Raw genomic sequence first — 11,718 nt, forward strand, 5'->3', positions numbered from 1 at the left:
GCTTGTGGAGGTGAGGCTACGATTCGGGCCTTCCAATTTAACAAGTGCCGCCCCTCTTGCCCATGACCCAAACCCTCGCGCCGCCCCTCACCGTCAAGATGGCCGGCGTGATCGAGCGCATGGCTCGCGCCCACCAGGCGCCGTACTACACGCTGACGCCGGCCCAGGCCAAGGCCGCCTACGAGAAGGGCGCCGGGGTGCTGGAGGTGCCCAAGCCGCAGCTGGCGCGCGTCGAGGACTTTGCGGTTCCCGCGCGCGATGGCCATGCGCTGCCGGCCCGCCTTTACGCGCCTTCGCAAGCGCGGCTGCCGGTGCTGCTGTTCTTCCACGGCGGCGGCTTCACCGTCGGCAGCATCGCCACCCACGACACGCTGTGCCGCGTGCTGAGCGAGAAGAGCGGCTGCGCGGTGGTGTCGGTGGACTACCGCCTCGCGCCCGAGCACAAGTTTCCGACCGCGTCGAACGATGCCTGGGACGCCTGCCTCTTCGTCGCGAAAAGCGCCGCCGAGCTGGGCCTGGACGGCTCGCGCCTGGCGCTGGGCGGCGACAGCGCGGGCGGCACGCTGGCGGCGGTCTGCGCCATTCTGGCGCGCGACGCGGGCCTGCCCGTGGGCTTGCAGATGCTGTTCTACCCGGGCACCACCGCGCACCAGGACACGGCTTCGCACCAACGCTTCGCCGAGGGCCCGCTGCTCGGCGAGCCGCTCATCACCTGGTTCTTCGCCCAGTACCTCAACGGCCCGGCCGAGCGGGACGACTGGCGCTTCGCGCCGCTCAATGCCGAAGACGTCGAAGGCGTGGCGCCGGCCTGGATCGGCCTGGCCGAATGCGACCCCGTGGTCGACGAAGGCATCGCCTACGCCGACAAGCTGCGCGCCGCCGGCGTGCCGGTGGATCTGGAGATCTACCGCGGCGTGATCCACGAGTTCGTCAAAATGGGCCGTGCCATCCCCGAAGCGCTGCAGGCCCAGGCCGATGCGGCGCGCGCCCTCAAGGAAGCCTTGCAACCATGACAGAGAACACCCGCCGATCCGACTACCGCTTCTTCCACCGCCTGCGCGTGCGCTGGGCCGAGGTGGACATGCAGAAGATCGTCTTCAACGCCCACTACCTGATGTACTTCGACACCGCCATCTCGGACTACTGGCGCGCGCTGGCGCTGCCGTACCAGGAGGCAATGGACGCGCTGGGCGGCGACCTCTACGTGCGCAAGGCCACGATCGAGTTCCAGGCCTCGGCGCGGGTCGACGACGTGCTGGACGTCGCGATGAAATGCGTGCGCGTGGGCAATTCCTCCATCGTCTTCCACGGCGGGCTGTTCCGGGGCGAGGACTTCCTGGTCGGCTGCGAGCTGGTCTACGTGTTTGCCGATCCGGCCACCCAGACTTCGAAGCCGGTGCCGCTGCTGCTGCGCGAGATCTTCACGGCCTACGAAGCGGGCGAAGCCTTGAGTGAAGTCAAGACCGGCAGCTGGGCCGAGCTGGGCGAGGGCGCCGGCGCGGTGCGCCGCAGCGTCTTCATCGAGGAGCAGCGCATTCCGAAGGAACTCGAATGGGACGAGCACGACGAAAGCGCCGTGCACGCGGTCGCGCGCAACCGGCTGGGGCAGGTGATCGCGACGGGCCGGCTCGTGCCGGGCGCCACCGGCCAGGGCCGCATCGGCCGCATGGCGGTGCATCGGGTGCTGCGCGGCGGCGGCCATGGCGCTGCGGTGCTGCGTGCGCTCGAGGAAGCTGCCAGGGCACGCGGCTATCGCGAGGTGACGCTGCATGCGCAACGCAGCGCCGAAGCCTTCTACACGCGCCTGGGCTATGTGCCGCACGGCGAGCCCTTTGAAGAAGCGGGCATCGCGCACATCGAGATGCAGAAAAAGGTCGAGGCGAAGTCTTAACCCCCGGGCCTGTGCGGTTCGCGCGGCGCCTGATCCTTTTTCCAGCGCACATAGGCGGGATTGGACTGCAGCATCCTCACCACGCTCGGCGACGGGTCCGCCTCCAGCCGGGTCCAGGCAGCCGGCCCCAGGCCGCGATTGAATGACAACCACAGGCGGACTTCTTCGGGCTGATCTGCGAGGATCGCGTCGACGAGATCGGGCGGACACGATGGGTTCATTGCGATGCTCTCCTTTCCCGCCTCTTTCGACTGGTACATGGCCCGCAGGACATCGAGCGGAATGGAAGGATTGCGTGCGAGGTAGTCGTTCATCGTCGAATATTTTCCCGGCGTGCGCAATCTGGCCATGGTGTCGACCGAGAGCTTGGGGTTCCTTGCTGCTCCCCATCGAACTTCGAGATCGTCGCTGGCAGCGAGCTTTTCGACGATGGCTGCCGGGGTGCTCTTGTTGGAGGCCAGCAGAAACAAGGTGGCAGTGTCCTGGTATTGCAGGAGGATCTGAACGTCGGCCGGCCTCAGCGGCTGTCCGCCGGTGAGCCATTGGATGACTGCCTCGTCGACGCCCCGCCTTTCGAGGTACGCCCTGGCGCGGCTTTCATACAACGGGGGTGTATTCATCACACAGGCCGTCAGCAGAACGCTGAAGACCACTGTGCCGAGCCCTGAAAATCTCCACATGATTCATGCCTTTGCGCCGTCCAGCGCATCGGGTGAATGCAATACCTGTTTGCCGGCCGGCTGCGAGCATATCAACCTGATCTGCCCGACAGCAGGTGGTAGGCTTGCCGCCCCATGACCCTTCGCACCAAGATCGTCGCGCTCGCCGTCGCGCCGCTGCTGGTCGCGCTGGTACTGGTCGCCTTGGCGGTGCGCCACCAGGAACGGGACCTGGCGCAGCGCGAGCGTGCGTTGATCGAACAGACCTACATGAACCAGCGCCGCGACGAGCTGCGCAGCTATGTGGAGCTGGCGATCAGCGTGGTGCGGCCGCTCTATGACGCGGGCCTCGACGACGAGGCCACGCGCGCCGAAGCCTTGCGCCGGCTCGCCGCGCTCGACTATGGCAGCGACGGCTACTTCTTCGTCTACGACCTGCAAGGCCGCTCGCTGATGCATTCGCGCCAGCCCGAGCTGGTGAACCAGAACCTGTGGGAGCTGCGCGACTCGCGCGGCCGCTTCACCATCCAGGAACTGATCGCACAGGCACGCGCGGGCGGCGGCTTCGTCCAGTACGAATGGCGCAAGCCCTCCAGCGCGCAGACCGCGCCCAAGCTGGGCTACGTGACGACGCTGCCGCGCTGGAACTGGATGGTCGGCACCGGCCTGTACATGGATGACATCCAGTCGACCATGCAGACGCTGGACCGGCAGATGAACCAGAACGTCGCGACCACCATGCTGTGGATCGCCGGCATCGCGGCCCTGTGCCTGGCGGTGGTCAGCGCCGGCGGCCTGCTGCTCAACCTCAGCGAGCACCGCGTGGCCGAGGCCAAGCTGCGCCTGCTGGCACGCCAGGTCGTGCAGTCGCAGGAAGAGGAGCGCGGCCACCTCGCGCGCGAGCTTCACGACGGGACCAGCCAGACGCTGGTGTCGACCAAGCTGCTGGTGGAGTCCGCGGTGGATACGCTGGAGCGCGCGCATCAGCCTGCGCCGGCGGTGTTGGGCAAGGCGCTGGTGCGGCTGAACGAATCGCTCGCCGAGGTGCGGCGCATCTCGCACCGGCTGCGGCCGGCGCTGCTGGACCAGCTGGGCTTGCCGGCCGCCCTGGAGCGCCTGGGCGCGGAGTTCGGCGAGGAGGGCGAGGTCGCCGCCGCGGTCGCGGTACAGGGAACGCCTTGTGAGCTGCCGGAGGAGGTCAAGACCGCGCTGTTCCGTGTGACCCAGGAGGCACTGACCAATGTGCGCAAGCATGCACGGGCACGACAGGTGCGCATCGCACTGGACTTCGAGCGGCGCGGCGTGCGGCTGGAGGTGAACGACGACGGGGTCGGCTTCGACCTGGCCGCCACGCAGCTCGATCCGCGGCGCGGCATCGGGCTGCGAAACATGCGCGAGCGCATCGCGGCCATCGGGGGGCGGCTGGACCTGCACTCGGGCAGCAAGGGGACCGCCATCGTCGCCTTCGTCCCGGCGAAGAGCCTGGAGACGAGTTGATGACGGCACCGATCCGCCTCTTCCTGGTCGACGACCATCCCCTGGTGCGCGACGGGCTGCATGCGCGGCTCGATCCGCTGCCGGGCATCGAGATCGTGGGCGAGGCCGGCAGCGCCGCCGAGGCGCTGGAAGCCATCGAGCGGCTGCAGCCGCAGCTGGTGCTGGCCGATGTCGGCATGAAGGACATGAACGGCATCGAGCTGGCCGCGCGGCTGCAGGCACTTGCGCCCGCGGTGCGCGTGGTGATGCTGAGCATGTACGACAACCCCGAGTACGTGCAGCAGGCGCTCGCGGCCGGTGCGCGCGGCTATGTGCTGAAGGATGCACCGGCAGCGGAGATCGTGGCGGCCATCGAGGCGGCGGCGGCGGGCGGGACCTTCCTGAGCCCGGCGGTGTCGCAGCGGCTGTTCCGCAACCAGGCGCCGCGGCCGCTGCTCACGCCGCGGGAAAGCGAGATCCTCTCGGCGCTGGGGCGGGGGGAGTCGAGCAAGCAGATTGCCCGGAACCTTGGGCTGAGCGTGCGCACGGTGGAGGCGCATCGGCAGAGCATCAAGCGGAGGCTGGGGATCGAGGGGCAGGCGGAGCTGATCAAGTATGCGGTGGAGCATGCTCGGCAGTTCGGGCGGGGCTGAGGTGAGAGGACGGCCTGAACTGCAAGTGCGCATAGGCTGCATTCGCAAAGCCTCTGAAGAGGGGCCGTCGTATCAGTCTCTTAGTCGCGCCATGATCCAGACTCTGAGATAGTGGCGAGATCCCGGATTGGAATGCGCCGTCCCGTCCTCCAGCTTTCGGCTCATTTCCCTCTGGAGCCGGTCGCGGCCGCGCGGAACTGTCATTTGGCCTACATAGTCGCGGGAAGGAATATCGATCACAGCTGTTCCATCGAAGGGGTCTTTGGTGATCACCATGTCTTCTAGCGACTTGACGAGTTTCTTTGCGTCAACAAGTTCAAGCTTGGCATTGAGCAACAACTCTTCCAGCTTGAATGGGTCAATGCAGTCGTCTAAGAACGCCAGCTGTTTTAATTGCATGACCACTTCAAGCGCGCCCCGTACATGAACGGAGCGAGGTGAGTCCTTGTCGAATCCCCGCTGGAATTCAGAATATTCGCTTGCGGCGCCCGCACCAAAGCAGATTCCAAGCGCGTCGCCCATACATTTGGCGACTGATTCCAGCAAAAATGCGCCGCGATGATGGATGAATGGAGTTGAATGAGCTATCAGTTCGTCGCAGGCCCCAATGAATCCCCAGGGCTCGATCGTAGGCGCGTACGCTATGCCGTCCGGGGGATCTTTCAGAATGTCTTTTACCTCTTTGACGAAGACAGAAGGCAGATGCTGCTCCATGAGTCTTGAATAGTCCGGTGGATTCTTCGGCCTCAGCTGGTACTCCATGCCCATGATGGGCTGATCATTGCAATGCAAGAGCAGCAGGAACATGTTCTCCCCTTGGGTATCCTTGTGAGCTCGGATGTTCAACGGATTGCGGTTGAAATAGGGATTGATATCGACCAGGATGTCCCACGCGCGCAGTTTCTCGGCGTTGGCTGTCAGGTACTCGACATAGCCGCATTCGGACATTGCTTGCCAGACTGCGGCCCGCACGTCCTCAAAATGGGTGTCGAACACCTCGATCGTCTTCGGCAAATCCTCGGCGTCCGGCGAGTCCGGATCGAGATCATCAGCCTCATCAATGGGTGGATCAACGAGCTTCACCAATTGAAGCCCGCCAACAGACGAGTAATCCACCTTGAAGCCTCCCACGTGGTAGTCAGAACCTCTCGCGCTCAGGACTCCACGCACGTTGTTCATGAAGCGTTGAAGCCCGTCCTTCGCGTCTGCGTGGAGTGTCCCGACGTAGGGGCGATAGACCGAACGAAGCGTGGTTCGCGGCAAATCACAGGTTAGTCCCGGACGCTGCCTTTTGAGGCACACCAACGCGGCGTTGGCGTCGCCCATGAATCCATGCGCCGTGAGCTCTTTGAGCTCCTTGAACATGGTGATCCATGCGGGCACGTCCGTGAGCCCATTGGGAAGAATCAACCGCGTCACCCGTGGATCCGAGTTCGTACACGCCTTGTATGCCTCGACCAGATGGGCCGGCAAGTCCAGGCAGGCCTGCGCGTCGCAATGGGTCAGATTCAACTCACCGTTTGGATGATTCGCGGCAAATTCAAGCAAGCGCACGACTTCGCTTCTAGCAGCGCGCGCCTCCTGGTTCAGGTCCTGATGGCCCGCCCACTCATTGAGCGAATCAAGCGGCCGTGGGTCGGGCGTAGGTGTGGTTCGGGAAACCGCGTCGCTTTTGCGACGGACGGGCGTCCCGGAAGGTAGGCCTTGGCTGATTGCAAGAGGTCTCATGATTCCATCAAAAAATCATCCCTTGGACGCGCCAACTATGAGACGCTTCGGCCGCGTGCAATGCCTTCACTGCACGGCAGCGCCGCATCCTTGTGAACGGGAGAGGTCGGCGAGAGGGCTACCTCATGAGTGGCCCGGCAGTTCGACTGGTTCCAGCGCGCCAACAGATTGCTGCTCATCGCCTCGCTAAATCTCTCCGGAGGCCTCGGGGTTTTCCATTACGCAACACCACGCGCCCCGCCCGCGCAGTGCGACGGATGCCAGCCGCCCGCCGAATCCGGACACTCGCCCGGGTTCACAACGTCTGGAGACAATCCCATGCACAGCATCCGCTGCCACCTGGTGTGGCTCGTCGTGGCCGTGGTCGGCGCCTTTTCGCTGGGCACGGTGGCCCTGGCGCGAGGCGAGGCCATCAGCGCCCTGTGGGTCGTGGCCGCAGCCCTCTGCACCTACCTCATCGCCTACCGCTACTACAGCCTCTTCATCGCCGACCGCGTGCTCGGCCTCGACGGCAAGCGCATGACGCCGGCCCATCGCCACAACGATGGGCTGGACTACGTGCCCACCGACAAGAATGTGCTCTTCGGCCACCACTTCGCGGCCATCGCCGGGGCGGGGCCGCTGGTCGGCCCGGTGCTCGCGGCGCAGATGGGCTACCTGCCCGGCCTGCTGTGGATCCTGGCCGGCGTGGTCTTCGCCGGCGCGGTGCAGGACTTCATCGTGCTCTTCATCTCGACGCGGCGCGACGGCCGCTCGCTGGGCGACCTGATCAAGCAGGAGATGGGCACCGTGCCGGGACTGATCGCGCTGTTCGGCACCTTCATGATCATGATCATCATCCTGGCGGTGCTGGCGCTGATCGTGGTGAAGGCGCTGGCCGAATCGCCCTGGGGCACTTTCACGGTGGCGGCGACCATTCCGGTGGCGGTGTTCATGGGCGTGTACCTGCGCTACATCCGCCCAGGGCGCATCGGCGAGATCTCGGTGATCGGCTTCGTGCTGCTGATGCTGTCGATCTTCGGCGGCCAGGCAGTGGCGCAGAGCCCGACCTGGGGCCCGATGTTCACCTTCGACGGCAAAGCCCTGACCTGGATGCTGATCGGCTACGGCTTCATCGCTGCCAGCCTGCCGGTGTGGCTGCTGCTGGCGCCGCGCGACTACCTCTCGACCTTCCTGAAGATCGGCACCATCGTCGCGCTGGCGATCGGCATCGTGTTCGTCGCGCCGACGCTGCAGATGCCGGCGGTGACGCAGTTCGCGCAAGGCAACGGGCCGGTGTGGTCGGGCAGCCTCTTTCCCTTCCTCTTCATCACCATCGCCTGCGGCGCCGTGTCGGGCTTCCATGCGCTGATCTCGTCGGGCACGACGCCCAAGATGCTGGACAACGAGCGCCATGCGCGCTTCATCGGCTACGGCGGCATGCTGGCCGAGTCCTTCGTCGCGGTGATGGCGCTGGTGGCCGCGGCCTGCATCGAGCCGGGCGTGTACTTCGCGATGAACAGCCCGGCCGCGCTGGTCGGCAACACGCCGGCTGCGGTGGCGCAGACCATCTCGAGCTGGGGCTTCGTGGTCACGCCCGAGATGCTGGTGCAGACCGCCAAGGACGTGGGTGAGAGCACCATCCTCGGCCGTGCCGGGGGCGCGCCCACGCTCGCCGTGGGCATGGCGCACATCCTGCACCAGGCCATCGGGGGGCCGGCCATGATGGCCTTCTGGTACCACTTCGCGATTCTGTTCGAGGCACTGTTCATCCTGACCGCGGTCGATGCCGGCACGCGCGCCGGGCGCTTCATGCTGCAGGACCTGCTGGGCAGCTTCGTCCCGGCGCTGAAGCGCACCGACTCCTTCGTGGCCAACCTGCTCGCCACCTTCCTGTGCGTCGCGGCCTGGGGCTACTTCCTGTATCAGGGCGTGGTCGATCCGCTGGGCGGCATCAACACGCTGTGGCCGCTGTTCGGCATCTCCAATCAGATGCTGGCCGCCGTGGCGCTGATGCTGGGCGTGGTGGTGCTGTTCCGCATGAAGCGCGAGCGCTACGCCTGGGTCGCGATCGCACCGGCCGCCTGGCTGCTGGTGTGCACGCTCACGGCGGGCTGGCAGAAGATCTTCTCGGCCGATCCGAAGGTCGGCTTCCTGTCGCATGCGTCGAAGTACGCCGAGGCGATCGAGAAAGGCGTGCTGCTCGCGCCCGCCAAGACGCCCGAGGCGATGGCGCGCATCGTCTTCAACGACCGGCTCGATGCCGCGCTGTGCGGGCTGTTCATCTTCGTAGTGCTGAGCGTGCTGTTCTACAGCGTGCGCACCGCGCTCGCGGCGCGCGCGGCCAACAAGCCGACGGCGCGCGAGACGCCTTTCGAGCCGATGCCGACCCAGGCCGCCTGATGGGAACCTTGGCCGCCTTGCCCGAGGCCGGGCGCTATCTGACCCGCTCGCTGGCGCAGTCGCTGCGCCTGATGGTGGGTTTGCCGGACTACGACGCGTACCTCAGCCACATGGCGCGCACGCATCCCGACCAGGCGCCGATGAGCTACGAAGCCTTCTTCCGCGAGCGCCTGGAGGCGCGCTACGGCAGCGGCAAGGGCCGCTGCTGCTGAGAAGCCGAGCCGGGCTCAGACGTCCTCGAGCAAAGGATAGGGCAGGGGCTCGACGCTGAGTGCGGGCCCCTCGGCACTGCCGGCGTGCAGGCCACCGGCATTGAGCGCCGCAATCTGCATGGACACGAGCGCAGCCCATCCGCCGCCGGGGGTCGGCGCCGCCTGCGCGACCATGCCGACCGGCTGTTCGGGATCGCTGGCGGCAAAGACCTCCTGGCCCGCCGCCAACGGCGCCGGCGCCTGCACGAGGTAGGTCCTGCGCTTGAGGGTGCCGCGGAACTGGCTGCGCGCCACCACCTCCTGGCCGGGGTAGCAGCCCTTCTTGAAACTCACGCCACCCACCGATTCGTAATTGAGCATCTGCGGCACGAAGGCGTCGACGATCGGCGCGCTGACGGTCACGATGCCGCTGCGCACCTCGCTCCACTGCCACAGCGCGGGATCGAGCGCCGGGCCTTCGGGCTCGGCGCTGCCCGCCGGTGCGATGCGCAGCGCGCGTGGGACGCGGTCCGAGGGATACAGCGAGATCACGCTGGCATCGCCGACGTGGCAGCAGCGCCCGGGCGGTGCGCCGGCATCGACGCCGTTGGCCGTCAGCGCCGTGCCGGTCAGGCCGTGGAGCATGAATTCATCGCTGGCATCGCTGAGCTTGAGTTTGGCGCGCAGCACGTACATCGACAGGCGCTTGAGCGTGGCGGGGAGGATGTCGCGGCCGATCACCAGCAACACGCGTTCCGGCTGCGGCCGGATGCCGATGAAGCTTGCGATCACGCGTCCCTTGGCGGTGCACAGCGCGGCCAGGCGCGCTTCGGTGGGGCCGAGAAGGGCGAAGTCCTGGGTGAGTTGCCCATTGAGGAAATCGGCGGCTTCGGGGCCCTCGGCGCGAATCACGCCGAGGTGCGAAAGGGCTGTTACGCCATTCAGAACGACTGGGGTCATCGCTGAATTATCATGGCCGGCTCCGTTCCGCTCGGCCCGCAGGGCTACCGTTTTCCTTCTTCTGCCCGCCTCATTCGCATCCGTGCGCCGCTTTCTTCTCACGCTCTTCCTGCTCGCCGCCTTCGTCGGACTCGGCGCGGGCGCGGCCGGGCTCTGGTGGGTGCAGCATCCGTTGAAGCTGCCGGCGCCCACGGTGGATCTTTCGGTCGAGCCGGGCACCACGCCGCGCGGCGTCGCGCAGGCGGTGGCCGACGCCGGCGTGGACGTGCCCTGGCAGCTGCTCTACGGCTGGTTCCGCTTCTCGGGACAGGACCGGCAGATCCGCGCCGGCAGCTACGAGCTGGAGCGCGGCGTCACGCCGCGCCTGCTGCTCAACATGCTGGTGCGCGGCGAGGAAGCCACTCGCAGCATCGTGCTGGTGGAGGGCTGGAGCTTCCGCCAGATCCGCGCCGCGCTGGCCAAGGCCGAGCAACTGAAGCCCGAGACCGTGGGCCAGAGCGACGAAGAATTGATGACCCGGCTCGGCAAGCCCGGCCTGCATCCCGAAGGCCGGTTCTTCCCGGACACCTACACCTATTCGAAGAACTCCACCGACCTCGCGCTGCTGCAGCGGGCGATGCGGGCCATGGACAAGAAGCTGGAAGCAGCCTGGGCCGCGCGCGCTGCCGACCTGCCGCTCAAGTCGGCCGACGAGGCGCTGATCCTGGCCAGCATCGTCGAAAAGGAGACAGGCGCGGCCAAGGACCGGGCCGAGATCGCGGCCGTGTTCGTCAACCGGCTGCGCGCCGGCATGCCGCTGCAGACCGATCCGACCGTGATCTACGGCATGGGCCCGCGCTTCGACGGCAACCTGCGCAAGAAGGACCTGCAGGCCGACACGCCCTGGAACACCTACCTGCGCCCGGGCCTGCCGCCGACGCCGATCGCCATGCCGGGCAAGGCGGCGCTGCTGGCGGCGGTGCAGCCGGCGCAGAGCAAGTCGCTGTATTTCGTGTCGCGCGGCGACGGCTCCAGCCAATTCAGCAGCTCGCTCGACGAGCACAACCGCGCGGTGAACCGCTACCAGCGCGGCATGGAGCCGCCTGCACCGCGGAGCGAGCAGCGATGACGCAGGCGCAGGGCCTCTTCCTCACGCTCGAAGGCATCGACGGCGCCGGCAAGTCCAGCCATATCGATGCGCTGGAGGCGCTGTTCAAGGCGCAGGGCCGAATCGTCACGCGCACGCGCGAGCCCGGGGGCACGCCGCTGGCCGAGACGCTGCGCACCATGATCCTCACCCAGGCCATGGACCCGCTGACCGAGTCGCTGCTGGTGTTCGCGGCCCGGCGCGACCACATCGTCCAGGTGATCGAGCCGGCGCTCGCGCGCGGCGAGGTGGTGCTGTGCGACCGTTTTACCGATGCCACCTTCGCCTACCAGGGCGCAGGGCGCGGCTTCGACGAGGCGGTGCTCTCGACTCTGGAACAGTGGGTGCAGGCGCGCGATGGCGCGCTGCTGCAGCCCGCGCTCACGCTGTGGTTCGACCTGCCGCCCGAGACCGCGGCCGAGCGCCTGGCGGGTGCGCGGCTGCCGGACAAATTCGAATCGCAGCCGGTCGCGTTCTTCCGCCGCGTCGCTGAAGGCTATGCCGCGCGCGCGGCGTCCGCGCCGCGCTTCGTGCGCATCGACGCGAACCGTTCGCGCGAGCAGGTCTGGGCGCAGGTCGTGGCGGCGCTGGTCCAGCGCGGGCTGGTGGAGGGCGTCGAGCCATGAGCGGCACGGCCGCTCCGAAGGCGCAT

At 66.9% G+C, this 11,718-nt stretch carries 11 protein-coding genes; 8 read left to right on the plus strand and 3 right to left on the minus strand.

Annotation, left to right across the window (positions count from 1 at the left end; genetic code table 11):
* Positions 1 to 62: 62 nt before the first annotated feature.
* Complete coding sequence (locus AC3A6Y_RS11930) at positions 63 to 1,013, plus strand: alpha/beta hydrolase (RefSeq protein ID WP_487868434.1); 951 nt, start codon at positions 63 to 65, stop codon at positions 1,011 to 1,013.
* Positions 1,010 to 1,891: a YbgC/FadM family acyl-CoA thioesterase gene (locus AC3A6Y_RS11935; RefSeq protein WP_487868435.1), complete on the plus strand. Its 882-nt coding sequence runs from the start codon at positions 1,010 to 1,012 to the stop codon at positions 1,889 to 1,891. The genes AC3A6Y_RS11930 and AC3A6Y_RS11935 overlap by 4 nt, the downstream gene beginning before the upstream one ends.
* Here AC3A6Y_RS11935 and AC3A6Y_RS11940 read toward each other — a convergent pair.
* Entirely contained in the window at positions 1,888 to 2,511 is a 624-nt protein-coding gene (locus AC3A6Y_RS11940) for a hypothetical protein (protein WP_487868436.1), read from the minus strand. The two genes, AC3A6Y_RS11935 and AC3A6Y_RS11940, sit on opposite strands and share 4 nt — an antisense overlap.
* Positions 2,512 to 2,685: 174 nt before the next feature.
* Here AC3A6Y_RS11940 and AC3A6Y_RS11945 point away from each other — a divergent pair, with 174 nt between their 5' ends.
* Complete coding sequence (locus AC3A6Y_RS11945) at positions 2,686 to 4,047, plus strand: cache domain-containing protein (protein ID WP_487868437.1); 1,362 nt, start codon at positions 2,686 to 2,688, stop codon at positions 4,045 to 4,047.
* Positions 4,047 to 4,679 carry a response regulator gene (locus AC3A6Y_RS11950; RefSeq protein WP_487868438.1) on the plus strand — a complete coding sequence of 211 codons (633 nt, stop codon included), beginning with the start codon at positions 4,047 to 4,049 and terminating at the stop codon, positions 4,677 to 4,679. Before AC3A6Y_RS11945 ends, AC3A6Y_RS11950 begins: the two co-directional genes overlap by 1 nt.
* Before the next feature lie 72 nt (positions 4,680 to 4,751).
* On the opposite strand, the gene AC3A6Y_RS11955 is transcribed toward AC3A6Y_RS11950, so the two are convergent.
* Positions 4,752 to 6,407 carry a hypothetical protein gene (locus tag AC3A6Y_RS11955; protein WP_487868439.1) on the minus strand — a complete coding sequence of 552 codons (1,656 nt, stop codon included), beginning with the start codon at positions 6,405 to 6,407 and terminating at the stop codon, positions 4,752 to 4,754.
* Between the two features lie 318 nt (positions 6,408 to 6,725).
* Between AC3A6Y_RS11955 and AC3A6Y_RS11960 the strand changes: the two genes are divergently transcribed.
* Entirely contained in the window at positions 6,726 to 8,789 is a 2,064-nt protein-coding gene (locus AC3A6Y_RS11960; protein ID WP_487868440.1) for a carbon starvation CstA family protein, read from the plus strand.
* Positions 8,789 to 9,001 carry a YbdD/YjiX family protein gene (locus AC3A6Y_RS11965; RefSeq protein ID WP_487868441.1) on the plus strand — a complete coding sequence of 71 codons (213 nt, stop codon included), beginning with the start codon at positions 8,789 to 8,791 and terminating at the stop codon, positions 8,999 to 9,001. Before AC3A6Y_RS11960 ends, AC3A6Y_RS11965 begins: the two co-directional genes overlap by 1 nt.
* A gap of 15 nt (positions 9,002 to 9,016) precedes the next feature.
* Here the strand turns inward: AC3A6Y_RS11965 and ygfZ are convergent, their stop codons facing one another.
* A complete protein-coding gene (gene ygfZ / locus AC3A6Y_RS11970) occupies positions 9,017 to 9,940 on the minus strand; it encodes a CAF17-like 4Fe-4S cluster assembly/insertion protein YgfZ (protein WP_487868442.1) in 924 nt (307 codons plus the stop codon).
* Positions 9,941 to 10,022: 82 nt separating this feature from the next.
* On the opposite strand from ygfZ, the gene mltG reads away from it, so the two are divergent.
* Together mltG and tmk are read left to right on the plus strand one after the other, a co-directional pair.
* The gene (gene mltG / locus AC3A6Y_RS11975; RefSeq protein WP_487868443.1) at positions 10,023 to 11,048 is read left to right on the plus strand and encodes an endolytic transglycosylase MltG; all 1,026 of its coding nucleotides are present in this window, start codon (positions 10,023 to 10,025) and stop codon (positions 11,046 to 11,048) included.
* Complete coding sequence (gene tmk / locus AC3A6Y_RS11980; protein WP_487868444.1) at positions 11,045 to 11,692, plus strand: dTMP kinase; 648 nt, start codon at positions 11,045 to 11,047, stop codon at positions 11,690 to 11,692. Before mltG ends, tmk begins: the two co-directional genes overlap by 4 nt.
* Positions 11,693 to 11,718 lie beyond the last annotated feature (26 nt).

This window comes from Variovorax sp. Soil_C_17, assembly GCF_057657265.1.